Below are 24,466 nucleotides of genomic sequence, written 5' to 3'. Positions count from 1 at the left end.
TCTTTTTTTACTTTCTAATGTCCTTCTATTATTTTATAGTTTAATTTTTTTGCAGCATTTTGGCAAGGCTTTTATATGGTAAGTCTCCCATTAGGGGTATTGATAACTTTTAATATCCTCTCTGTTTTACCTGTGTTAGCATTTACATATACTATATATTCGTCTTTCTTATGGTTACCATAAAATTCGTAACAAAGTATTTCTTTATTCATTTCAGTAGGTATTATTGCAATACCAGAATTTTTAACACTAAATCTTTTATTTAAGCTATTTCTTGCTGCCTGTAAAGATAGCTTTGGTTTAACTATTTTTCTATTCTGATTATAGGCGACCAAATATTTTTCCGCTTCAAAGCCTACAATGTTTCCATCGTCTAATGCTACTTTTACCTCCACTTGCTCAGGATATATAAATACATTATTTACATTATGTACGAAATTTATAACTACATTATCCTCATACTTAAGGCTATATGAGGATTTCATATCTTTATATCCTAATTTTTTTAGAAATAATTTTGCATTTTGCTCAGCCTGCTTTTCACTTATCTTAGGATTTAATAATTGTCTGTCATCTAACAGATAAATTACTTTACCACCATGTTTACTTATTTCACATGAAATTTTGTTTTTATTTTTTCTTCCCCTTATATATACATTATAACTATAAGCAGCTATTCGTGTCTGGCCTTTTGATTCAACTAATTCAATCTTAGATATTCTCGAAGTTCCTATTACATTAGCAACTGTTTTTCTAGTTTCCTGCTGTGTCACAACATCTAATTGATTTACCCTTGGTTTTATTTCTAGGATATTATCTGAAAACGGACCGTCATATATTAGTGAAGGATACTGCAGAACCTCTTTCTCTATACTGCTAAATTGAGTTGATAATAAGTTTTTCTTTTCTCCAATAATTCCGTTAACTTTCTCTCTAATTTCTCCCCATTTCACTTTTCCCTGATTAATATCTGAAAGTACATTATTTAGACTTATCTTAAGTTTATCAGATTCTTCCTCTAATTGATCCAGAGTTTTATAATCGTTATCGGTTAACTCCTTTGTATTATCATAATTTCTAATTAAACTATAACAATAATCACCTACCTGATTTATAAATTTTCCTATGTTAGTAGACACATTAGGATCAACAGGCAGAGAGTTAAGCTTATCATTGGCAGCGGATGAATATCTATATATATCCTCAAAAATCAGTATATTCTGTTCCTTCGTACTAGAAACAGCCGTTTTACCCAAACTATCTTGTATGTTCTCAATGTCATCTAATAGTTCATACATGCTTTTACTGTATTGAGCTTGAAGATAGTTTCTATAATCCGTTCTTTCTAACGTCATCAAAACAGCATATGTACTTGAAAAAACTATAATAGCAGTTACTGCAAGCGTATATATTAATCTCTTTTTATATGTATTCACCTTAGCTCCTCCTTAAACATTTCTTATATGTCTATTGTTTGTAAAACCATCAATGTTATTCAATATAAAAAATTTTTCTTATACTGCTTCATTTACAATTTAAATATTTTATGCTTTATATATACTACTATTTTATGTATAATGAATTTGGGTTCCAATAAGACATTTTTCAAAAATCTTAAGTAATATATTAAAAGGGTGAATTATATGAGAGTACTTATACTTTCCATATCAGCTGGCGGAGGGCATGTAAATGCAGCAAAAGCAGTTGAAAAGTATATAAAAATAAACAGCCCCGAATCAGAGGTTGTTATTATCGACACAATAAAATACATAAACCCAATTCTAGATAAAGTTGTAATAGGGAGCTATTTAAAGAGTTTAAAGTTGTCTCCCGCTCTATTTGGCAAACTCTATAATCTTGCAGAAACAGAAGATAGCATTGCCAACTTCAGCAGCAAAATAAACGAAATAATAATTCATAAACTTATACCACTTATAGACAGTTTTAATCCTGATATTATTGTAAGTACACATCCTATTTCCAATGAAATGGCTTCAATTTTAAAAGCTAAGGGAAAGATAGATATTCCTATAGTTACAATAATGACCGATTACGCACCACACAGTTTTTGGATTCATCCATATATAGATGCATATATAGTTTCCAACGATGATATGGTCAATGAGATGATAGAAAGAGGTGTACCAAGAGAACTTATCTTTTCTTTCGGCATACCAGTAAAACCAGAATTCACAAAGAAATATTCCAGAAAGGACACACTGACTAGTCTAAACCTTAACCCCGCTAAAAAAACAGTACTATTAATGAGCGGCAGCCTAGGTTTAGGAAAAGTTTTAGATTTATATCAACAATTAGAAAACATAAAAAATAGTATTCAGGTACTAATAATTACAGGTAATAACAAAAAACTGTATAATCATTTAATGGAGCAAAGCTTCGAATCCCAATTAGTAACTAGAATAATTGGTTATACTACAGATGTATGTAAATACATGCAATCATCAGATCTGTTGATTACAAAACCTGGAGGACTGACTGTAACAGAAGCCATAGTATCACATATACCAATGGCTATATTTTCTGCTATACCTGGTCAAGAAGAAAAAAATGCTGATTTTCTTTTACGACATCAGCTGGCTATAGATTTAAACGAAGTCAAGAATTGTAGTTCTCAAATTTCCGAATTTCTTTGTGATGATACTTTACTTGCAAGCATTAAAAAAAATTGTGAAAAATATGCAAAACCAAATAGCGGCAACGATATATATAACCTCCTGCAAAAGCTTACAAAAAGCTATTATAGCTAATATCTAACACTAGTATTGAAATTCAGCTATGCTGAATTTCTTTAATAATAATATCTATTTAAGTTTTTCAATAAGTCCTTTTAGAACTTCTACACACTTAAACCTAAGGTGAATATCATTTCCTTCTACGTATTCCATCTCTTTTTTATTCAAGACCTTTCCAAGTTCTCGTTCACTTTTCTTTTCTTCAACCTCTCCTTTAGTAACATCAACAAAGCATAATGGCGGAAACATAACGCACCACCAATTTTGTCCACTGGCTTTCCCTATAAGTACTCTATAAGCTTCATACCGTCCTTGACTGAGTGTTATAGCTCCATAAGACTTCACGGGGAAATTCTCTTTAGCCAGTTCTGTTCTCACACTATAACTATATCCATTTTTTCTTATTACTTTCTCGGCTATAGCTTTTACTCTATCATCATTTTTCATAAGAATTCTTCTAGATTCATTAATAGATCTACTATGTTCAAGTCTTGGCTGAAGATAATTTATTATCTTATTCTTAACTTTAATTTTTAACTGTTGATCTTCTATAGTGTCACTATTTGCTAATACATGAAACCTTATGATTTTACTGCTTATACTTTTCTGCAATCTGCCTCCATCATCGTTAGCATAGGCATTAAAATTAACTATATCTACTATTATCAGAATAATTATAACTGCGGCAATCACTTTTATTATATTTTTCATGGCATAACCCCCTCAATCATTATATTTTTATTATTTCCATATAATGGTTATTTATTCATATACCACAAATTTTATTTTCTTACGCCTACTCTCCTAACCTCCGTATTAACATTAACAACAATCTCTGCTGATTTATATTGCTCTTCCCAATCGCCTTTAATTCTTTCCCAAAGGTTAGGTTTATATTTTTTCACATATTCTCTAAGTCCAAGGATATCGGATCCATACTCCTCTTGAAGCATGCGTGCCATCATTCTACACTCTTCACCTTGAGATTCATTAAATGATTTTTCTATAAAATTAATAGTTGAGTCTTTATATAATCTCCTGTCTACAGTATAATTTACTACTCTGCCTTCCATATTGATATCAATTGTATAAACAAGTTTTCCACCTTTTTCATTAACATTAATTCTCCTTTTTATTCCATCAATAAGAAAATCAATTGGTACTCCTGAGTTGTATATTACTCTTTTACCGCTTATAAATTTTCCTCTAAGCATTTCTACTGTAGATGTCTGTCGAGCAGTTAAAAATGAAACAAGTCCATAATTCTTTATGAGTGCTATTCCAGTGACCTCCAGCTCATTTTTTTCCTTATCTAGTTTCATTGCAGGGACTATAGCATTTCCGTTTTGCTCCAGAAGGATTATAAATTCATTGAGGGTCATAGGAAGTACGGATGTATTAGTTTTTCCACTTTCCATCAGTCCTTGAATATATGCACTTACAGTATTCTCCGTTTGTGTTTTTGCATTAAGAAACTCCCTAACATCCCCCTGAACCAATATTACATATAATTTTCTATCTATAACTGGATCTCGTGCTAGATAATCAACTATTTCTTTCATTATATCCTTATAGTTAAATACCTCACTACTTATTGCAATCATCTTTACATGACTTAAATCCAATTGTCTGCTGGTTTTAGCAGATGCATTTGACCTAGCATCTTCAAGTGAATATGCATCTGTTTCGATAAACTTGTCCGATGGTATTTGGGGTTGCATTGAACTATACGCACTTATATCCGGAAAAGCATATGTCACATGCATCCTTTGTATATCTCTTTCTCCAAAAGGCTCATCGGGTTTAATGTCATTTATCAATTTGTAATTTTTTATATCCTTACCCGGATCTATTCCTATCGTAGAAACAAATACTTTTCTATCTATTTCTACTTTATCCCAACATCCTGTAGTAAACATCATCGATATGATCAATATTACAGTAACTGTCTTTTTCATTCATCTATCCACTCCCTTCGCTCTACCAATTTTACCTGTTGCAAATATAACTATAGGTACAAAAATTAAATTGATTGCATAAAATACTGGCGAAACCATGTCGATTACATAATACAATTCTGCTATATTGGTAGGGTACATAGCTATTAAGTATATAAAGGGTACGATAAGCATAGATGAAATTCTTATATCAAATAGTTTTATAGAATCCTTAAGCATATGAGCTGAAAAAGTAAATCCATTTGAAAATGTTGTGAAATAGAATACAATCCATAATGCAAGGACTATACCATACCATCTTTCTACAAATGTACCCGGTACATCTACCACCTTCATCATAGTTATTGTAGGCCATATTATGTTTCCCATGACATCTGAAGTAAATACACCTATGCACAATATTATAGTAACAGCATAAAATATACCTATAAATGCCAGTGCCCTGAATCCAGTTTTAACAGCACCTTTTTTGTCCTTCAGATTAGGTACAAGTAAATATATTATCTCCGCACCGCCATAAACAAAATTAGAAACCAAAATAGCCCTAATGTAACTTATTGGCTTTGAATTAAACAATGGTAAATTATTTGTAAAATCACTTTGAAAAGCTGCAAATATAAGCATAAATACCATTGGTATAAACATGATCCAAAAAGCTACCTCATTAAATTTTATATTTGCTATTAATCCACTTCTCACAAGGTAAACGCCACACAAAATGGTAATAGCAACAAGAAATTCAGTAGGTGTATTTTGAAGAAGATACATTTTTATCACTTCAATAAAGGCTCTCATTCCAAGAGAAATAATTACTATATTTGACAAAGCCATAAGCAGCATTATAAAACTTCCAATAATGGTTCCTAAATTTCGCCTTAATACTATATTTATTGGTTTATATTCATTTTTCTCCATAGCTTTCAGAATAAATCTAACGAATAAATAAGTTATTCCTGCACTTATTAACGCTACTAGCCAACTATCTCCAGCTACTAAATCGCTTACCTCCCTTGGATACGAAAATATTCCTATTCCCACGATAGTTACTATTATGGTACAAAAATATCCAAATGAATCTATATACTTATCTTTGTTCATAATTTTATTTTCTCCTCTACACTTATAGTTAATCAGCTTCAGCAGTTAATTTTGGCGCATCCTATCTTTCGATTTTATATATTTAGGTCTCTGTTTAAGGTATTGAAGAGGGGATCTTATAAATGTGTCCTTCATGTCATTTTTGTTTATATCTACAACAGATGCCATGTATGGTATTCCAAAACTCTTTAATTTAATTAAATGTATAAGTGTAACCAAAGCCACTAAAGCCATGCCATATAGCCCTATTATTGATGAGGCTATTATAAACATAAATCTTACAATTCTAAGTGACGCAACGATTTCATAGTTTGGAGTCATAAATGTTGTTATTGCAGTAATTGAAACAATAATTACCATTACTGGGCTGACGATTCCTGCTGTTACCGCTGCCTGCCCTATTATAACTCCACCAACTATGCCTATAGTTGTACCCATAGCCTTAGGCAGCCTAACAACAGCCTCTACTAGAATCGCCATACTAACTTCCATTATTAACGCTTCTAAATACGCCGGAAATGGTACTCCCTCTCTTGTGGCAGCAATAGCATAGGCTAGCTTAGTAGGTATTATAGAGTTATGAAAAGAAGTCACTGCTACATATAATCCTGGTAAAATGAGGGATAATACTATTCCTAAAAACCTTACAATTCTCATGACAGATGAATAAATCCATCTTTGATAATAGTCATCTGGGGATTGAAATAATGCAGGCAGTGTGGTTGGCACAATTATGCAAAATGGTGAATTATCTACCATTATACCTACCCTTCCTTCATATATCGCTGCTGCTACAACATCAGGTCTTTCAGTGCTCTGCAGTTGAGGGAATATAGACCATTTATTGTCTTCAATAAGCTGCTCTATGTACCCACTGTCAAGTATTGCATCTATATTTATATTATCTATCCTCTTTTTAGCACATTCTAATACTTCCTTATTTACTATGTCATCGATGTACACTATAGCCACGTCTGTTTTAGATCTTGCTCCCACAGTAGTCATTTCAATTCTTAATCTTGTATCTCTGACTCTTCTTCTAAGCAGTGCTGTATTAAATCTTATTGTTTCTACAAAACCATCTCTTGATCCTCTTATCAAGCTCTCACCAGACGGTTCTGATACTCCTCTTGCTGACCAAGCTCGTGTAGCTATTACATAACAGATATCAAGTCCTTCAATCAACATAAGTGTATCACCCGAAAGCATTGCATTTATTCCTTTGCTAAGTTCTTCTACATCCCTTATGTCAGTAACGGAAAGAATCTCATCTTTTATGTCTTCAACTTTTTCTATCCTATCTCCATGAAGCATTAATGTACGAAGAACAAAGTTATCAAGAAGAATTTTATCAGCCATACCATCTATATATACAATCAGACATTTTGCTTTGCCTGCATTGAATTTTCTGAATATCATATCCGTATTATCTTTAAATAAATTCTTCAGATATTTATAGTTTTCATCTAAATCATTTGATATATAATCTTGCATTTGCTCTTTCATGTCAAATTCTCCTTACCATATTAGAATATTAAGCAGATACATTACTACTGCCAATATTATATAAACTATACCCCAAGATTTTGCAGATAACGCTGCAGCTAATTCATCATTTTTTCTAAAATACCTAACATCAAAGATCAATACAACTGCTGCACAGACTATAGTTAAAATGAGAAAATAAATATTAAATAACTGCATATTTCCATCTCCATATTCCATTAGACTATAATGTTTATTTTTTTCTACAGCATCAAAATTTATGCACATTAAAACAAAAAAGCCAATCCCTTAGGACTGGCTTAATTTTCTTACCTTTAAATTTCTAATTTTAAAAAATGTACTAATATTACTATATAGTTCTTGAAATAAATACTTCTTTATATTTGTCTTTCATAAAATCATAACATTTTTGTGCTTTAAGTATATCTTCGAAAAAAGCAAACACTGTAGGTCCGCTGCCACTCATCATAGCACCAACAGCCCCTAAATTAAGCATTTGCCTTTTTATATCTTTTATAATATAGTGCTTTTTCAGTGTAACATTTTCAAGTACATTTTTCATAAGATCACTGACAGTATATATATCATCAGCTTCCATAGCACTTATTATCGCTCGGGTATCAGGATGCCTATATATTTTTCCAGTATCTAACTTACTATAAACTTCTTTAGTAGAAACTCCAAAAGGAGGCTTTACCAAAATAACTATATGATTTTTAAACGGCTTAAGGCCCGTAACCTTCTCTCCGATACCTTCGCACAAAGCTGTTCCTCCTGTTATACAATATGGTACATCAGCTCCAATTTTAAGTCCCAAATTCGAAAGTTCAGAGTTGCTCATATTTATATTAAATATAGCCTTCATACCCTTAAGCACTGCGGCTGCATTGGAACTTCCTCCAGCCAAACCAGCTGTTACAGGAATATTTTTGATTATATCTATTTCAACGCCTTCTTCTATGTTATAAGTATCAATAAACAGTTTAGCTGCTTTGTAAGCAAGATTTTTTTCATCAGTAGGTATATATGGCAAATTACATTTTACTGTTATACCTTTTTCCCGTTTATTTATATTAATCACATCATATAATTCTATACTTTGCATTATCATTTCTAATAAATGATATCCGTCTCTTCTCTTACCAGTAACATCTAAAGATATATTTATTTTCGCATAAGACTTTATCTCCATATCTACCCTCCACATTTTTATATACACATACACTATTATGTTAAAATTGTGCTAAAAAGTAAAGATGCTTAACTACTAGTCTTATGAGTTTTGCTGCTAAACTGTCATAGATACTCTTGAATCCATAGATTCTTTCATAGCTTTTATAGTTTCTAACAAAGGTTCATATTTTTCAAAAAATACAACTATTGTGTCTCCAGGTCTTGCTGCATTTATAGCCTCTAACATTGCTTTTTGTTCATTCAAACATATTCTTAAATTGTTTCTCGTATCAAATTTACCTTCTTTTTTTACACCCTTAACCAACAGCTCAGCTACTTCACCGCTTTTTCTTCCTCTTTTGTCCTCATCTTCCTTAACATACAGACAATCAAAACCTCTGCTGCAAATATCACCTATTTCAATTATATCTTCATCTCTTCTATCACCTGGTACGCCGATAACTCCTACCAGTCTTTTACTTTTGAATTTTTTAATTGCAGCAATGACAGAATTATATCCCTCTCTGTTATGTCCGTAATCCAATATTACATTTATATCACCCAAATTGAACATATTAAATCTTCCGCAATTATCACATTCATCCAAATAAAAACTTGTAACACCCTTAACGATATCATTAATACTTACTCCAACACCGATAAGTGCAGCTATTGCAGCCATAGTGTTTTCTATATTAAATGTTAATTTTCCCCCTATAGTTATCGGGACTTCCTTTATATTTAGTATTTTAATAGAAGTGCTATCTCTTTTAATCATTATATCATCATCTTTTAAATATATTGCTATGTTGCCTTCTCCGCTGCATTTTCTTATAAACTCATTATCATAATCCTTTGAAAAAATTATAGTTTTACAATTAACTCTTTTTACAAGTTCAGCTGTAGCTTTATCATCACCATTCAAAACCGCATAACCATCTTTCTTTACTGCCTCAATAATAAGAGACTTAACATTAATTAAATCTTTCATATCTCTTACCCCATCTAAGCCTAAATGATCCCCGGTAACATTGGTTATAATACCAACATCAGCCAAATTATAAGCCAGTCCTTTTCTTATAAGTCCTCCTCTGGCTATTTCCAGTACTGCTGCATCAACTTCTCTGTTTAATAAAATGGACAGAGAGCTCTCATACCCAGTAGTATCACCATTTCTTACACATTTTCCGTCAATATATACTCCTCCAGTAGTGGTCATTCCCACCTTATATCCAGCTGTTTTCATAACATGACCTATCATTCTCGTAGTCGTAGTTTTACCATTCGTACCTGTTATGGATATTATTGGCATAGAAGATCTTTCACCTTCTTTAAACATCATGTCAACTATAGCTGCTGCCACATTTTGAGCCTCTCCTTCATACGGATAGTGATGCATACGGATACCTGGTGCTGCATTTACCTCCAATATTACTCCTTGACCTTGCAGTGGTTTGCTTATATCTCTGCAACATATATCAATTCCGCATATGTTTAATCCAATAATCTTATATATTCTTCTGCATAACTCCCTGTTCTCTTCACAAACCTCATTTGTACAGTCTTTAGCTATAGCACCGGTAGAGAGGTTTGCATTATCTCTTAGATAAATTTTCTCTCCTCTTGGAATGACTGTATCTAAGTCATAGTTACTGCGTTTCAATTTTTCTAATAATCCTATATCTATAGTTACCTTAGTGAGAGGTCTTTCATGGTCCTCGCCTCTTCTATCATCAGAATTTAATACATCTATTAGCTCTTTTATTGTTCTGTTCCCATCTCCAACTATAAAAGGAGGTATTCTCAATGCCGCAGCTTTCACTTCACCGTCTATGACGCATAACCTGTAATCATTACCCTCCACGTATTTTTCTATAAGAATATTTTTGTATTCTTTAATTATTTTATTATAAGCTTCTAGTAGCTCCTTATCATTCTTTATATTAATAATTATCCCTTTTCCTTTGCTTCCAAACTGAGGTTTAATCACCACAGGATACCCTATAGTATAAGCATAATCCATAAGCTCCATAGTATTGTTCACTTTATATCCTTCAGCCACAGGTATGTTCTGCCTTGACAGCATATACTTTGTAGCAAGCTTATCACATGATATGTCAACAGCCACAGCACTGGTAGACTCACATATTGTATTTTCTATAAGTTTTCCATACTTTCCTGTGCCAAGTTGTATAAATCCTGTATCTCCCAATTCTATTACATCGATTTCCCTCTTCTTGGCCTCAATACAAATGGCTTCTGTACTTGGTCCTATGCATTCAGCTTTTAGTAATGATTTTATGGATTTAATTCGTTGATCAAAGTCAATAAATTTGGATCCGCGTATAGCACAATTAATCATATCCAAAGCAAGCTCTGCACATTTTAATGCAGTTTTTTCATACTTAAATTGAAACACGATATAGTACCTATCCTTTTCATCGATAGTTCTTGCTTTCCCATAAGCCACATCAATTCCAATAACATTTTGAATTGCTATGATCATATGTTCAAAAATGTGAGCTAAATAAGTACCCTCCTGAAGTCTCTTTAGAAACCCTTGATCTTCATCTATTCCACATCTATGCTGTTTTAAAACGGGTAAAATTTCTACTATCATATCATTAAATCCACTAATATCCTTACTAGGAATATCACCATAACCTTCTAAATCTAACTCCATCCTTATACACGGCTTATGGGCATAGATATTCCTACCACGTAGTACCTGCGTGTTTAATATTTTCATATTCTATCTTTTTCCTCCTAACAATTTGAACACTCTTTAGTATTTATAAATGAGTTTTAATCATATGAATGATGATATCTCATCATCATAATAACTAACTATTATTCGAATCTGCTTCATTTTCAAATGGCATTCTCATGTTTATATCATAATAATCTCCAGACTTAAGTACATGCATTTTTACATTAAATATTGATAATATTTCACTTGGATGCTGCTCAGAAACATTACTTCTTGAAATTCCTCCTCCATCTACTATATATACTGCTCCAGAACCTATCACAGAGAATTTATTAGATTCATCCACCACTATGGCCGTATCTTCATCTATCCCTACACCTAGGCTTTGTGGATTTTCGGCTATACCTACAAGCAGCCTTCCTATCCTTCCTCTTTGAGCAAAATGTTGATCTATAAGTACATCTTTAATAAGTCCAAGCCCAGGAGCCATCTTCAAAGTACACTTCCTCGGGGATTCCTCATCTGGACCTTCAATTATCATCGTGTCACTCATTACTGAAGCCCCTGCTGAAGTTCCAACAAAAATGCACTTATTTATGTGTTTCTCCAAAAAACGGTTATAAAGTGGAGTTCCACCAATGTTGCTTGTTATTCTAAGTTGATCTCCTCCCGTAAAAAAAATCAATGATGCATTTTCAATCATTTTTAAATTATTCTGATTATATGCATCTTGTCTGGAATTGATATTGAGTACTGATATTTTCTTTATTCCTAATGATTTAAATATATCTACATATTGTTTTCCTACATTTTCTGGCAATTCGGTGGCAACAGTGGCTATAACCATTTCGTCCTTTTCTGCATCTATTTCAGAGCATACTTTTTTTAAAATAGTCATGTCTTTCTTCTTGTCCTCTGCTCCTCCTATTATTATCAGCGATGTATGTTCCAAACTACTCACCACCTTTACATATTTGTACTTATTTTTGCCAAATAAATTATGTATTATACAAAAGCAGCATTGAAAAATTAAGAATGAAGAATGAGGAATTATGAATTATGGTTAAAATTCAGCTATGCTGAATTTTGATTATATAGATAATCCTAATTATTTTAATAACCCTTTGGAGATTTTAGGTATAATCTTAGTTTTCAGAAAGTTATCTGCCGATAATCAAGTTTAAATTTTCAGAAATTCTGCACAGCAGAATTTCTTCCTTTATTCCTCATTCCTAATTTCAAATTCCTAATTTGACTTTCCTATATGCAAAAACCTATAATTTCCTAAAGAGCAAAAAAAGAGAAGATAAGAATTCTACTCTACTGAATTCTTACCTTCTCTTAACTCTCTTCTCTTTTCTCTTCTAAATAACCGCTCTCCCTGGAATAATAAGCTTATCTCCAGGATATATAAGATTTTCATTTTCAATATCATTTATCCTAGCTATCTCATCTACAGTTGTAAAATATTTTTTAGCTATCTTCCAAAGAGAATCATCACGTTGAACAACATATATTGTAACACTGGACTTCTTTTCTGGTATAGGTTCGTCTGATTCCATTATATCTACTAAAAATTCTTTTTCAAGAACATAATTTACTTTTGCATTAACAGAAACAACTGCTTTTACAGCAATAGTATTCCCTTCTACAGAAGCCTCGATACTCTCAAGATTTGACTTTGCTATGCACTGCATATCGATTTTAGCTCCTTCTACCTGAATGCTAGATGTAAAAGGCAGTTCGTCGGTAACTCTATCAAAACTTATCTCTTCATTATCAGTTCTATACAGTATGTCAACATTAACAATACCATCTACGACAACCTTATCTTCAACTATCTTTTTATCTGCTATAGATACATTTCCAGTGGCAATCACAATACTTACAGGTTTATCTTTCCCAGTAAGCTCAAGATTCTCCTTTACTATACTTTCCTCAGCACCAGCGCCCTGCATAATATTTAAGGGATAATTTTTCTTCACCATTTCCATCATTGTTCTCGGTGAATAAACATCATCTATCATATCAATATTTTCCTTATACATAGGTTTCACAGATACCTGTCCAATAGCTTCAATGTCTACTGATCTCTTTTCTCCATTCTCATCTTCTTTTATATCATAGTCAATGAGTCCTATCGTCAGCTCTGGAAACAGATACATATCCATATGCTCTTCATTCATATCAAGTTCCCTATTTATAAAGACATCATCCTCAAGACATACAAGTTCCTTACCCTCAGCTGCCCTATACAAAAATCTTATTGAAGCATATGCTGATACATATATCTTTCCCTGCATAATCTTAGCATCTTTTTTGTGTATGTTTAGGTCGCATTTTAGAACATTTCCAATCTGAGGCTTATCACCTGGTATCCTAAGTTCTGATTTAATAACTACCTCTCCATTAATGGCATCACTTACCTTGTCAATTACAGCAGGATATTTAAGTGTCTGAATATCATCGTATTCCTCTAAGGATTTTATTACTTGAAAGTTATAGTCTTTATATACCGAAGATTTTAACTTTATTACTCCGTTTATACTGACTTTTCTCTCATTAATTATGTTAGAATCCATATGTTCTATATAGCTCTCACACTGACAGGACATTTTAAATTCAGCACCGGGTATGTCTACATAATTAGAGAATTTATCATTATATACTACATTGTATACTCCATAGCCATCATCTTCCTTAGCTAGATAAATCACGTTGTATTGAATTTGTCCTTCTATATATACTTTATCCTGCATCGTTTCTTTAGAAGTTATTTCTGGTTTTACATCTACCATTAGTATTTTATAAGCATCTGGATGAGTATCAGGTATAAGATACTCCCCCTTTACAACTGTATCTGAAAAATTTTCACTGAGCAATTGTTCGTATTCTATATTTTCCTTTATTAAATCCATTACTGACATAATTAAATCCCTCCTATAACTAATATATATAGCTAATATTTTGGATTTATTACACCATATTTTATTTTATGAGAGGAAATTTAATATTGACATGCTGCAAACTTTGACGTATGATAGTATTGGTTATTGACCATATAACCTCTCATAAATTCTCAATACCCTTTTATACCATAGTTGAAAGATGGATACCCACCATCTTTCTTTTTTATTATCTAATCTAAGCAAAAAAATAAGCCCTTATATATAAATATAAAGGCAAAATATCCATCTTATGTTATGTATCAAGCATAAACCAGTTGAACTGTTTTAGTTAATACATCTGAATAACTGTAGGTAACCGTCCTACGGGTGTCATTCTCGCTTTCAAGTCTTATAACAAAAATACTGGCATAGGTTTTCTCTATTATACCCTTATTGACCAATATCTTTCTTCTGCCACCATTCGCCTTTAAAGTTACCATTTCGCCAACGTGGCTTTCTATATCTTGTTTAATGGCTGCCAGCTTATTATACTTTTCCATATAAACACCCTCTTTCCACAATTATATTATACTAATGAAAACGTCAAATGTCAAATTAACAGATTATTTTATCACTTTGGAAACGTTTTTGTCAATGTTAATTTTTTGTAAACATTTTATTTTAATAGTATGTACTTTATTATTATCTCCACATAATACAGTATTTATTCAAAATTAAGTAGTTATTCTTTCAAATACTTGCTATTTTGATTTCAATGATGAATTTTTCAAAAACAGTTATGGATCTAAACACTAATTTTATAGTTACTCAAGTAAACTAATGTAAGTTATTAACTTTTTATATTTAAAATGGTGCATCCTTTTATGATTATGTCCTATTAGCATTTAAGAATTAATCACACAAAAAATACAACTGCGTAATATATAATGATTAGTTTTAGTAGAAAGAGGTTAACTATGAAAATAGGTGATACCGTAGTAAGAAAATCCTATGGAATGGATATAGCATTTAAAATAATAGACGTGAAACCCAAGGAAAATGGAGATGAGTTTATTATAAAGGGTTTAAATCTAAGACTTATTGCCGATGCTCCTGAAGAAGATTTAGAAATAGTGAGCGATCATTGTAATACCAATAAAGACATTGTGTTTAATAAAAAGATAGATAAAGCTATTAAAAAAATATTAGCTTCACGTAATGATATGTTTAGAGGAGATTCAGATCGTTCGTCAAAACATCATAAGAACAACTTTGAAACAAAAGAATTAACTTTCGGAAGGCCTGGTAGAATACTTCATATAGACGGAGATGAAGAATATCTGGATGCTTGTCTAACAGTATACAAGCAACTAGGTCTTGATGCCGTAGGTAAAGTGATAGAAGAAAGTCGTCAGCCTCTTATTGTAGTAGATCTTGTAAAAGATGTTAAGCCCGATATTATTGTACTTACAGGTCACGATGGTATACTGAAGGAAGCCAGCGATTATGGCAATTTAGAGAATTATCGAAATTCTAAATACTTTGTAAAATCTGTAGCAGCTCTCAGAAATTTTCAAGCCAGCTACGATGAGCTCGTTATTTTTGCCGGCGCATGCCAATCCTGCTATGAGAAAATATTAGATGCTGGTGCAAACTATACCAAAGTACGATTTTTTCCAAACTGTTTTCAGGTGCAAAACTAAGCTTATGCAAAGAGCTCTACAAGGATATGCCCGAAAGCACTATAGCAGAAAAGCTGATTAAACTAAGATATATGCATAATCTTGAGCGTGAAGAGTTTGCAGAGCAATTAAACTTCCACTGGGATACTGTTGAAGGATGGGAATTACATAATATAATGCCAAAGCCTCAAAACATAAAGAAACTATGTGAATTTTATAATGTATCGTTGGAATTCTTTCATATATATTATAAAATATATTTTGATAATCCAGAAGAAAAAATTAAGGCATGGAAAGAAAAAAATAATTATACTTATGAAGATCTTATGGATATGCTAGGGGTTTCTCACTCTGCTGTAGCTAGATTGATGAATGGAAAGATTAAAATTGGGTTATGAAATGTTTTTAAAATTAAAAGAAATAGGAGCTTTTTAAAGCTCCTATAATACATACTTATTAAATTTAATACATTTTAGAATCCTTTGCCCTCTGAATAATTAATTCCTCTATTTATCCAATATTGATCGTTAGGATCATCGAAATAAGTCTTATACCAGCCTAGTTCTGATGTTCTGCTGCATATTTGATAAGCTCCAGCTGCCGTACGTAATAGTTTTGCAGAAAACCCTTTTCTACCTGCAAACCCATAATTAGCATTTCCGATATCCTCACCAGCCATATCTACTGTAGCACCATTTACTCTTGCCCTGTACAATTTCTTAGTACCTAACTGTTGCTTATAATCCCAAGACCCACCTGTTTTCACTTTGTTTGCAAAAAACTCGCCTAACTCTAAAATCCCTAACCCTTCTCCGTATGTAAATGTGTATACATATCTAGTTTTAATCATTGTATCTCCATTGGATGTAAAAACGGAATCTAAATTAAATGTTACTATATCTAATTGTATAATCGGTTCTTTCTCAGTGTAGTTATAGGATTTGACTAAATTATTATTGGAATCAATTTCGAATATACCGAGTGAAATACGTTCATCAAAAATACTAACATACTTATGCAATTCGTCTAACTAATCCTGTGGCAAATTTACAATTTCAGAAGAGTCGTTATTAATAATATAAGAACTATCTTCAAGGGTTATAGCACCACTATCTACAAAATTATTGATAATCTTCAATTCATTCTTAGCTTCTTCCGTAAACTGACTCGTGTCCTCCTCATTAGTACTGTCTACTGACGCATAAGCATTGACATTTAATGTTAATGTTAACGCCGCTACCATAATACAAATAGTTGATAAAAATTTTTTATTTTCATAGAGACGCCATCCTTTCTTTGTACACAATTCTATATTTTTACTATTTATCCTTCTCGTGGTATATATTTTTTTACTTAAATATTTTACATTAAAATATTTTTATTTTGTAAATTTGTCTATATCTATTCAATTGACACAGTTACGTCGGCTGCATTTGTTCAACAAAGAGCAAAACTGTTGCCTATGGCATTTGAAAATCTATTTCATAACTTCGTTTATAAAACAACAACTGATTATCTATTCAAGGGCTATCGTCTTTTAGCTGTTGATGGATCTGATATACATATTCCAACAAACAGAAACGATCTGGATTCCTTTTATCAATATGAAGATTACAAAAAAACCCTACAACCTTTTGCATTTGAATGCATTATACGATATTAATCAACATACCTACGAGGATGCTATTGTGCTGAAAGGACATCTTTCCAATGAAAACAGAGCATTAACAGATGGAGGTGGTGCTAATATTTTTACGATATTTTTAAAAAGTTTTAAAGTCCTACTATGTATTTTCTGTGTCTGTTTCAACTTTATCACCTTTTTTCTCTTCAACATCATCTTTTATGTAAAATATCCAAATATCTCCTAACAAAAAAGAGGTTAACTACAAACTTTTCAATGTAGCTAACCCCTCTTTTATTTTAAATTAAGGCTTAGTTATGGAACATTAACATATATGGTGTCCGTATACATAGTTGTAGTTCCTAGTCTAGTGTATTTAATCTGAATAGTATGCGTTCCTGAAGCTAAATTTCTTATTATAAAACCTCTAGTCCATATTGTTCCTGAAGTAGCAAAACTATAAAGATATACATTACTTGTTGTACGACCAGTATAGCCAACAGATTCACCATCTACACATGCATAACCTTCGTAAAACGCTCCATTAGTTGCATCCTTAATATAAACATTATTTGTGGTTAAATCATAAGTATCACCGGTATTGGCCATATGCGCATTGGTTATTGACCAATCCGCAGAACTACCATAATCATGAACAAGAACAGCACTTCCAACAGTTATAATTTTTACTGGTTGTGACACAATAGCATTTGCTTTTGTTGTTGATATTTTGCTTAATCCTAGAAATGAAAAACATAGTAGGAAAACAAAAAACCTTTTTACATTTTCATATTTTAAAATTTTCAACATAAAATTCCTTCCCATAATGTAATATTTTATAAAAAAGTTATAAAGATGCATCAATATACTTTTTATCTAAAGTTGTATACATGTTATATCGATATAATAAGCATATACTTTATACCATAAATGGGAGGTAATTTATAATGTCCAAAATTTATTCAGACAATACAATAAATTACGCAGATAACTATATCTGTAATAAAAAAAGTACTATCATTAATGATAAATCCTCAATACAAGCAAGTACAACAGATAATACAGATACTATTAAAAATTCTAAAACTAACACTGACTCTATCCAGATAAGCGAAACAAACGAAAACTTGATTAATACAAAAAAATCTAAAGATGCTTTAGACTACACTCTCAAAGACTATTCAGATAATGAAAAGTCACAGATGGTAATAGCCTTAAGTACGTTAAATTATTATATGGAATGTCACGGAGAAGAAACTCCTCTATCAACTAATTGTTTAGAGCACTCATTTTCCTTTACTAATTATGCTAACAAGTTGGTTGAATATACAAAGCAAGTACAAGAAACAAGCCCTGGATTTCTTCCATCAAATTTTTTAGATTTTTGTGAAGAATATCAAAAAAATCTAAAAAATTTAGGATGTAATTAATGATTATCAATTACTAACAAAACTAAAATATAAGTGAAGGAATTTAGTGCTGCATATTTCCGTTTATAGCGTTAATTTCCTTCACTTGATATATGTTTGCTTCATTAGTTACCTCATCTATATTGATATACTTCTCGCTGTAGAAATCCTCTGGATTATAGAACGAGAATTCATGAAGTATTTCATAAAAATCATTCTGCAATAGTTGCTGAATCTCTGAAATATCTTCTTTACCAGCCAATAAAGGTGCTATTTTGGTAGGTAAAGAAAGTAACTTAGCTCTGAAATTAGCCAACATATCATTCATTACTCTCTCAACATCCTCTGAAAGATGCATCGTTCCTTTCATAGCAGTAAGCTCCAATTCAACCTTTTCTCTCTTTGCCCTTTCTAATAAAGCATGTTCCATATCATAGTCAATGCTCTTTTCTGTCTTGTCCTCTTTCAGATCACTTTGAGTTTTCAGATATATAATATAATTCCTAATGCTTGAAAATAAATCGTATCTGCCTCTTGAAATCTTTTTTAAGATTCCTTCTTCAGCAAGCGTTCTGATTCTTCTATCAGTTAATCCAAATAGATCTGCAAGAACTGAACTAGATACAACTACGCTGTCAACACTTTCAATTTTTTTATTCCCTTCTGTCAAAATATCACCCCCTTCGGAAATGGAAACGCCATTTAAAAAGAATTTATATCTAGAAGATTTCTGGGCTCGCCAACACCCGCTAAGAGCGTGTTTCGCTGGAAGAACCTATGTTTTTTTCTAGAACGTCAATAAAATCGAGATTTTGATTAATAAACCTCGATATCTTGCTAATTAATGATAAATGCTAATAACATTCATCATCTTGCCATCAGCATGCTCTTCTTACTCCATTATGACTTCCATTTTATTTCCTATTGACTTTAACATATCTTAATATTGTGTTAAACTGCCTATGATTTTTTTCTTCTTATATATGCCTACAATTTTTTGTTTTAGTTTTACATAGGCTTAATATGTTAAACTAATGTAAATGGTAAACTAAAATGGAGAGATTTCGGCAAACAAAAAGGGAGAATATTTTCCAGTAAAGTACAATAAGAGAAGATCTTTTGGTAGAATTGTAAGAGATTCTACTGAAGGAGATGGAAGAAATGAAAGGATGGAATATGTTTGCAGAAATAAAAGGGCTTAAGAAACTGGGACTAAATAAGTCACAGATAAAAAGAGAGCTAAACATAGATTATAAGACTGTTGATAAGTATTGGGACATGCCACCAGATAGATATGCACAGTTAGTAAAGGAGGCTAAGAGCAGAAGGAAAAAGATAGATGAGTATAAAGATGAGATACTTGAGTGGCTTAGAGACTTTAGAGATATTTCAGCTGCACAGATTTATGATTGGCTGAGAGAGCGCTATGGAAAATTGAACTTTAAAGAAAGATCATTACGGCACTATATTAGTGACCTAAGAAAAGAATTCAATATACCTAAGGTAGCAACAGAAAGACAGTATGAGGCTGTAGATGAACTCCCGATGGGATATCAGGCTCAAGTAGATATGGGACAAATATGGTTAAAAAATAATTATGGTGGAAAAACAAAAGTATATTGTTTTTCCATGGTGTTAGCACACTCTAGGTATAAATATGTGTTGTGGTCTGAAAGACCGTTCACAACAGCTACATTCATAGATGCCCATAATAAAGCCTTTGATTATTTTGGAGGGATGCCTGTAAAAATAGTGTATGATCAAGATAGAATACTAACAGTATCAGAAAATAACGGTGACATAATATATACAGAAGGATTTCAGAACTATATTGATATTATGAAGTATAAAGTGAGACTTTGCAGGGCTTTTGATCCTGAGAGTAAAGGCAAAATTGAGGCTGTAGTAAAGTTTGCTAAGTACAACTTTGCGAATCATAGAACCATAGATATATCTTCATTAAATGAAGACTGCCTTAAATGGCTTGATAGGACTGGTAATGGAAAAATACATGAAACCACAAAAAAGATACCAGCAGAAGTGTTTCCCCTAGAAAAAGAACACTTAGCACCGATATCTAATTCATTTGAAAAAATTTCATCTGACAATAGTTTAACCTATAGTGTTAGAAAAGACAATACAGTTTTTTACAAACAGGTCAGATATCAAGTGCCAAAAGGCACGTACAAGCCTGGTAAAGAGGTTAAACTCAAGACAAATGATACACATGTGGATATCCTTGATATTGAAACTGATGAAATTATAATAAGTCACAGAATTAGTACCAAGAAAGGAGATTTAGTGAAAATAATCCACCCTGAGAGAGAAATACATAAAACAGTAGATGACATGTATGAAAAAGCATGACTGTCATTGAAGGAAACTGAGAATGCAAAAATACTGTTAGATAGAATAAGAACTGAGAAATCAAGATACTGCAAAGATCAATTTGGGGTAATTATTAATATAGCAGAAAATCTTGATGATAAAACTATCTTAGAAGCTGTGGATTATTGCGTGAAAATGAAACTATGGAGTGCTGGAATTTTGAAAGATGCACTTGAATACTTCTCTCAAAAAAAGTTATCCATTGTTGATAAAATATTTCCTGATACAAAGGACTATATTCCTTCAAAATATAGTAATGTAAAGCCTCAGATACGAGATATATCAGAGTATTGTAAGGCATTGAAGGGAGATAAAGATACATGGAAAAATTAGAAATGATTAGAGAGTATTCTAAACTGCTTAAATTAAACTACTTAAAAACCAATGTGGATAAAATATTAGAAACTGCAGCAGTAAAGGATATGTCTTATCAGGATATGCTTCTATCGATACTGAAAGGGGAAATATCATTAAAGGATAAGCGAGCCCAAGAAAAGAGATTAAAGGATGCTGGATTTCCTGTCATCAAAAAGATTGAAAATTTTGATTTTAACTTTCAAAAATCCATAACTAAAAAACAAGTAAACAGACTTCTAGAGATGGATTGGATAGATAGAATGCACAATCTTATTTTCCTTGGTCCACCAGGCGTAGGTAAGACTCATCTTGCTATCTCTATAGGCTATAAGGCTGTGGAAGATGGCTATAAAGTGAGCTTCGTAAGTATGGATAAACTTATGCATTTTCTTAAAACAAAAGAGATATCAAGGATAAGCAAAGGAAAAGTAAATAAAATATTGTCCTCGAACCTTGTCATAATTGATGAACTTGGATACCTTCCTATAACACGCGAAGAAGCTAATTTGTTCTTTCAGTTAATAACTGCTCTTCATGAACAAGCTTCGCTTATAATCACCTCTAATAAGGGTTTTGAGGAATGGGCTGAACTTATGGGAGATGCTGCATTGACTACAGCTATTCTTGATAGAATTGCCTACAGATGTGAACTTTTCAATACGTCTGGCAAGAGTTTTAGATTGGAACATAGAGAGTCTATATTTTAGAAAAGTAACTGGAAGAAATTCAGGAAAATTATTTGCCGAAATTTCTCCAAAAGTACTTGTCAATTACACCTATTAGCATTTAAGAATTAATCACACAAAAAATACAACTGCGTAATATATAATGATTAGTTTTAGTAGAAAGAGGTTAACTATGAAAATAGGTGATACCGTAGTAAGAAAATCTTATGGAATGGATATAGCATTTAAAATAATAGATGTAAAACCCAAGGAAAATGGAGATGAGTTTATTATAAAGGGTTTAAATCTAAGACTTATTGCCGATGCTCCTGAAGAAGATTTAGAAATAGTGAGCGATCATTGTAATACCAATAAAGACATTGTGTTTAATAAAAAGATAGATAAAGCTATTAAAAAAATATTAGCTTCACGTAATGATATGTTTAGAGGAGATTCAGATCGTTCGTCAAAACATCATAAGAACAACTTTGAAACAAAAGAATTAACTTTCGGAAGGCCTGGTAGAATACTTCATATAGACGGAGATGAAGAATATCTGGATGCTTGTCTAACAGTATACAAGCAACTAGGTCTTGATGCCGTAGGTAAAGTGATAGAAGAAAGTCGTCAGCCTCTTATTGTAGTAGATCTTGTAAAAGATGTTAAGCCCGATATTATTGTACTTACAGGTCACGATGGTATACTGAAGGAAGCCAGCGATTATGGCAATTTAGAGAATTATCGAAATTCTAAATACTTTGTAAAATCTGTAGCAGCTCTCAGAAATTTTCAAGCCAGCTACGATGAGCTCGTTATTTTTGCCGGCGCATGCCAATCCTGCTATGAGAAAATATTAGATGCTGGTGCAAACTTCGCTAGTTCACCAAGCCGTGTGCTCATACATTGTCTCGATCCAGTATTTATTTGTGAAAAAATAGCCTATACAAACATAGAAAAGATAGTGCCAGTACAAGAAGCAGTAGAAAGTACTATAACTGGAACCAAGGGGATAGGAGGTCTGCAAACACGCGGAAAATACAGAGAAGGGTATCCTAAAACTCAGTTTATATAAAAATACCATATAATATACAAAATATCCTCTCTCAATAGCAAAAGTCATGCAACGGCTTATTGCATGACTTTTAAAAATACTTCATACGCTAATTATTCCTTTTGATCGTACACTTGCTTAAATTCATCAATAAAGTTTAAATACTGCTGCTGCTCTAAAACCAATTCACCTATTTTTTTACTAAATATATTCTGTCCCCAGTTAACTTCATTATAATAATATCTATTGGATAATCTCCAAAACCTTTGAGGAAACAATAAAAATGCAAATATTACTCTGTATTCTTCTCCCTCTAATGCATAGATTGAATTGTATGCTTCCAGTATTTTATTACATATATTAATATCCCAATTATTTCTTTTTAAAACTTTTATCATAAAGTTTGAAACATCAAATACTCTTATCTCTCTCTTACTATAATCAAAATCAATAACGTTTACCACATTATTAGGATCAACCAAAATATTATGATAAGTATAATCGTGATGGCAAAAACTTTTTTCTTCCTCAGCTATTCCGCACAATCTTATATAACTTGAAGTATCCAATATATCTATAGCCCTTTTACCTAACCCCTTATAAAACTCCATCTGTTTAATGTACTCTAAGTCGAATTCAGATTTAACATTTTTTTTGCGGGCCATATCCTTCATTCTATCAAAAGATTTTATTCTTTTATTCATTAAATGCGGCCATCTACCCAAATCTGTTTTTAACTTACTATTTTCAGGAGGTTCATAACCTCTTGAAGCCATGTGTAAAAGAGCCAGGTTTTTTGCTGCTATTATTACATCATCTTCATTTTTAAAATCACATTCCCTTCCCTCTATCCATCTGGACATAGTATATATATCTTCATTTACCAACGCATAGGGAAGCTCATTGATATTAAGATAATATCTGTCCACATTAGCGTAACCATTATTAATAAGATGTTCCTTTGCTCCGTATACAAATAATAATTTTTGGATTCCATAATTAATTTTTTTTAGGCAGCGTATCCCTTTATCTGTCTTTACAAAATAAACACCTTTATTGGCTTTTATACTTTCTATTTTTATATTAAATTGTCTCTCGAGTTCAAATTCTCTCATCAACTTTATCACCTCCCATTTAATTTATATGTTGGTGGTGATTCATTTAATACATAAACTAATAACATATTTTAATAAACAAAATATAA

Annotated in this window: 24 protein-coding genes; 8 read left to right on the top strand and 16 right to left on the bottom strand. The window is 31.9% G+C overall.

Annotated elements, in window-relative coordinates; translation table 11 throughout:
* Window positions 1–71 precede the first annotated feature (71 nt).
* The gene (gene ypeB / locus CLORY_RS06010; protein WP_079422610.1) at window positions 72–1,436 is read right to left on the bottom strand and encodes a germination protein YpeB; all 1,365 of its coding nucleotides are present in this window, start codon (window positions 1,434–1,436) and stop codon (window positions 72–74) included.
* Between the two features lie 207 nt (window positions 1,437–1,643).
* On the opposite strand from ypeB, the gene CLORY_RS06005 reads away from it, so the two are divergent.
* Window positions 1,644–2,768 carry an MGDG synthase family glycosyltransferase gene (locus CLORY_RS06005; protein WP_079422609.1) on the top strand — a complete coding sequence of 375 codons (1,125 nt, stop codon included), beginning with the start codon at window positions 1,644–1,646 and terminating at the stop codon, window positions 2,766–2,768.
* Between the two features lie 54 nt (window positions 2,769–2,822).
* Here the strand turns inward: CLORY_RS06005 and spoIIR are convergent, their stop codons facing one another.
* The 10 genes from spoIIR to CLORY_RS05955 form a co-directional block, all read right to left on the bottom strand.
* Window positions 2,823–3,464 (bottom strand): stage II sporulation protein R, encoded by a 642-nt coding sequence (gene spoIIR, locus CLORY_RS06000; RefSeq protein WP_079422608.1) that lies wholly within the window; start codon window positions 3,462–3,464, stop codon window positions 2,823–2,825.
* Between the two features lie 71 nt (window positions 3,465–3,535).
* Window positions 3,536–4,711, bottom strand: coding sequence for a Ger(x)C family spore germination protein (locus CLORY_RS05995; protein WP_079422607.1), 1,176 nt, complete (start codon window positions 4,709–4,711; stop codon window positions 3,536–3,538).
* Window positions 4,712–5,809, bottom strand: a complete 1,098-nt coding sequence (locus CLORY_RS05990) for a GerAB/ArcD/ProY family transporter (RefSeq protein ID WP_079422606.1) — start codon at window positions 5,807–5,809, stop codon at window positions 4,712–4,714. It lies immediately after the preceding gene.
* Window positions 5,810–5,854: 45 nt separating this feature from the next.
* Window positions 5,855–7,315 carry a spore germination protein gene (locus CLORY_RS05985; RefSeq protein ID WP_079422605.1) on the bottom strand — a complete coding sequence of 487 codons (1,461 nt, stop codon included), beginning with the start codon at window positions 7,313–7,315 and terminating at the stop codon, window positions 5,855–5,857.
* A 12-nt stretch (window positions 7,316–7,327) separates the two neighbouring features.
* On the bottom strand, window positions 7,328–7,513 hold the full coding sequence (locus tag CLORY_RS05980; protein WP_139375974.1) for a CLC_0170 family protein: 186 nt from the start codon (window positions 7,511–7,513) through the stop codon (window positions 7,328–7,330).
* A gap of 151 nt (window positions 7,514–7,664) precedes the next feature.
* Window positions 7,665–8,507, bottom strand: coding sequence for a 4-(cytidine 5'-diphospho)-2-C-methyl-D-erythritol kinase (gene ispE / locus CLORY_RS05975; protein ID WP_079422603.1), 843 nt, complete (start codon window positions 8,505–8,507; stop codon window positions 7,665–7,667).
* A gap of 96 nt (window positions 8,508–8,603) precedes the next feature.
* Window positions 8,604–11,237 (bottom strand): cyanophycin synthetase, encoded by a 2,634-nt coding sequence (cphA, locus tag CLORY_RS05970; protein WP_079422602.1) that lies wholly within the window; start codon window positions 11,235–11,237, stop codon window positions 8,604–8,606.
* Window positions 11,238–11,331: 94 nt separating this feature from the next.
* Entirely contained in the window at window positions 11,332–12,159 is an 828-nt protein-coding gene (locus tag CLORY_RS05965; RefSeq protein ID WP_423236516.1) for a cyanophycinase, read from the bottom strand.
* Between the two features lie 403 nt (window positions 12,160–12,562).
* Window positions 12,563–14,125, bottom strand: coding sequence for a DUF3794 and LysM peptidoglycan-binding domain-containing protein (locus CLORY_RS05960; RefSeq protein ID WP_079422601.1), 1,563 nt, complete (start codon window positions 14,123–14,125; stop codon window positions 12,563–12,565).
* 281 nt (window positions 14,126–14,406) lie between these two features.
* On the bottom strand, window positions 14,407–14,646 hold the full coding sequence (locus CLORY_RS05955; protein WP_079422600.1) for a Veg family protein: 240 nt from the start codon (window positions 14,644–14,646) through the stop codon (window positions 14,407–14,409).
* 417 nt (window positions 14,647–15,063) lie between these two features.
* Between CLORY_RS05955 and yabG (CLORY_RS05950) the strand changes: the two genes are divergently transcribed.
* Both yabG (CLORY_RS05950) and CLORY_RS05945 read left to right on the top strand, forming a co-directional pair.
* Entirely contained in the window at window positions 15,064–15,789 is a 726-nt protein-coding gene (yabG, locus tag CLORY_RS05950; RefSeq protein WP_079422599.1) for a sporulation peptidase YabG, read from the top strand.
* A gap of 26 nt (window positions 15,790–15,815) precedes the next feature.
* Complete coding sequence (locus CLORY_RS05945) at window positions 15,816–16,166, top strand: helix-turn-helix domain-containing protein (RefSeq protein ID WP_079422598.1); 351 nt, start codon at window positions 15,816–15,818, stop codon at window positions 16,164–16,166.
* A 74-nt stretch (window positions 16,167–16,240) separates the two neighbouring features.
* On the opposite strand, the gene CLORY_RS05940 is transcribed toward CLORY_RS05945, so the two are convergent.
* The 3 genes from CLORY_RS05940 to CLORY_RS05925 all read right to left on the bottom strand — a co-directional run bounded on the left by CLORY_RS05940 (window position 16,241) and on the right by CLORY_RS05925 (window position 18,202).
* Window positions 16,241–16,789 carry a polymorphic toxin type 44 domain-containing protein gene (locus tag CLORY_RS05940; RefSeq protein ID WP_139375972.1) on the bottom strand — a complete coding sequence of 183 codons (549 nt, stop codon included), beginning with the start codon at window positions 16,787–16,789 and terminating at the stop codon, window positions 16,241–16,243.
* Window positions 16,790–16,798: 9 nt separating this feature from the next.
* Window positions 16,799–17,074, bottom strand: a complete 276-nt coding sequence (locus CLORY_RS05935; protein WP_079422596.1) for a hypothetical protein — start codon at window positions 17,072–17,074, stop codon at window positions 16,799–16,801.
* A gap of 633 nt (window positions 17,075–17,707) precedes the next feature.
* The gene (locus CLORY_RS05925) at window positions 17,708–18,202 is read right to left on the bottom strand and encodes a hypothetical protein (protein ID WP_079422594.1); all 495 of its coding nucleotides are present in this window, start codon (window positions 18,200–18,202) and stop codon (window positions 17,708–17,710) included.
* 137 nt (window positions 18,203–18,339) lie between these two features.
* Between CLORY_RS05925 and CLORY_RS05920 the strand changes: the two genes are divergently transcribed.
* Window positions 18,340–18,822 (top strand): hypothetical protein, encoded by a 483-nt coding sequence (locus CLORY_RS05920; protein WP_079422593.1) that lies wholly within the window; start codon window positions 18,340–18,342, stop codon window positions 18,820–18,822.
* Between the two features lie 43 nt (window positions 18,823–18,865).
* Here the strand turns inward: CLORY_RS05920 and CLORY_RS05915 are convergent, their stop codons facing one another.
* Window positions 18,866–19,471, bottom strand: a complete 606-nt coding sequence (locus tag CLORY_RS05915; RefSeq protein ID WP_079422592.1) for a hypothetical protein — start codon at window positions 19,469–19,471, stop codon at window positions 18,866–18,868.
* A 491-nt stretch (window positions 19,472–19,962) separates the two neighbouring features.
* Here CLORY_RS05915 and istA point away from each other — a divergent pair, with 491 nt between their 5' ends.
* From istA to yabG (CLORY_RS05895), 4 genes are all read left to right on the top strand, one after another.
* Entirely contained in the window at window positions 19,963–21,168 is a 1,206-nt protein-coding gene (istA, locus tag CLORY_RS05910; protein WP_169911545.1) for an IS21 family transposase, read from the top strand.
* A 6-nt stretch (window positions 21,169–21,174) separates the two neighbouring features.
* Entirely contained in the window at window positions 21,175–21,522 is a 348-nt protein-coding gene (locus CLORY_RS05905) for a hypothetical protein (RefSeq protein WP_079422591.1), read from the top strand.
* Entirely contained in the window at window positions 21,510–22,253 is a 744-nt protein-coding gene (istB, locus tag CLORY_RS05900; protein WP_079422590.1) for an IS21-like element helper ATPase IstB, read from the top strand. The genes CLORY_RS05905 and istB overlap by 13 nt, the downstream gene beginning before the upstream one ends.
* 151 nt (window positions 22,254–22,404) lie before the next feature.
* On the top strand, window positions 22,405–23,283 hold the full coding sequence (yabG, locus tag CLORY_RS05895; protein WP_079422589.1) for a sporulation peptidase YabG: 879 nt from the start codon (window positions 22,405–22,407) through the stop codon (window positions 23,281–23,283).
* Between the two features lie 92 nt (window positions 23,284–23,375).
* Here yabG (CLORY_RS05895) and CLORY_RS05890 read toward each other — a convergent pair whose 3' ends face one another.
* On the bottom strand, window positions 23,376–24,380 hold the full coding sequence (locus CLORY_RS05890) for a CotS family spore coat protein (RefSeq protein ID WP_079422588.1): 1,005 nt from the start codon (window positions 24,378–24,380) through the stop codon (window positions 23,376–23,378).
* Window positions 24,381–24,466: the final 86 nt, after the last annotated feature.

This window comes from Clostridium oryzae, from assembly GCF_002029235.1.
GTDB lineage: Bacteria > Bacillota > Clostridia > Clostridiales > Clostridiaceae > Clostridium_AE > Clostridium_AE oryzae.
Note: the sequence above shows the minus strand (reverse complement) of the source record. Positions and strands in the feature narration are given on the sequence as shown.

What these genes read in the sequence shown, in the direction of transcription:
- CLORY_RS05995 (WP_079422607.1), bottom strand. Translation starts at nt 4,711, where the DNA reads ATGAAAAAGACAGTTACTGTAATATTGATCATATCGATGATGTTTACT.
- CLORY_RS05925 (WP_079422594.1), bottom strand. Translation starts at nt 18,202, where the DNA reads ATGTTGAAAATTTTAAAATATGAAAATGTAAAAAGGTTTTTTGTTTTC.
- CLORY_RS06005 (WP_079422609.1), top strand. Translation starts at nt 1,644, where the DNA reads ATGAGAGTACTTATACTTTCCATATCAGCTGGCGGAGGGCATGTAAAT.
- CLORY_RS05945 (WP_079422598.1), top strand. Translation starts at nt 15,816, where the DNA reads ATGCCCGAAAGCACTATAGCAGAAAAGCTGATTAAACTAAGATATATG.
- CLORY_RS05920 (WP_079422593.1), top strand. Translation starts at nt 18,340, where the DNA reads ATGTCCAAAATTTATTCAGACAATACAATAAATTACGCAGATAACTAT.
- ispE (WP_079422603.1), bottom strand. Translation starts at nt 8,507, where the DNA reads ATGGAGATAAAGTCTTATGCGAAAATAAATATATCTTTAGATGTTACT.
- cphA (WP_079422602.1), bottom strand. Translation starts at nt 11,237, where the DNA reads ATGAAAATATTAAACACGCAGGTACTACGTGGTAGGAATATCTATGCC.
- spoIIR (WP_079422608.1), bottom strand. Translation starts at nt 3,464, where the DNA reads ATGAAAAATATAATAAAAGTGATTGCCGCAGTTATAATTATTCTGATA.
- CLORY_RS05955 (WP_079422600.1), bottom strand. Translation starts at nt 14,646, where the DNA reads ATGGAAAAGTATAATAAGCTGGCAGCCATTAAACAAGATATAGAAAGC.
- istA (WP_169911545.1), top strand. Translation starts at nt 19,963, where the DNA reads ATGAAAGGATGGAATATGTTTGCAGAAATAAAAGGGCTTAAGAAACTG.
- CLORY_RS05985 (WP_079422605.1), bottom strand. Translation starts at nt 7,315, where the DNA reads ATGAAAGAGCAAATGCAAGATTATATATCAAATGATTTAGATGAAAAC.
- CLORY_RS05960 (WP_079422601.1), bottom strand. Translation starts at nt 14,125, where the DNA reads ATGTCAGTAATGGATTTAATAAAGGAAAATATAGAATACGAACAATTG.
- CLORY_RS05980 (WP_139375974.1), bottom strand. Translation starts at nt 7,513, where the DNA reads ATGCAGTTATTTAATATTTATTTTCTCATTTTAACTATAGTCTGTGCA.
- yabG (WP_079422589.1), top strand. Translation starts at nt 22,405, where the DNA reads ATGAAAATAGGTGATACCGTAGTAAGAAAATCTTATGGAATGGATATA.
- yabG (WP_079422599.1), top strand. Translation starts at nt 15,064, where the DNA reads ATGAAAATAGGTGATACCGTAGTAAGAAAATCCTATGGAATGGATATA.
- CLORY_RS05990 (WP_079422606.1), bottom strand. Translation starts at nt 5,809, where the DNA reads ATGAACAAAGATAAGTATATAGATTCATTTGGATATTTTTGTACCATA.
- istB (WP_079422590.1), top strand. Translation starts at nt 21,510, where the DNA reads ATGGAAAAATTAGAAATGATTAGAGAGTATTCTAAACTGCTTAAATTA.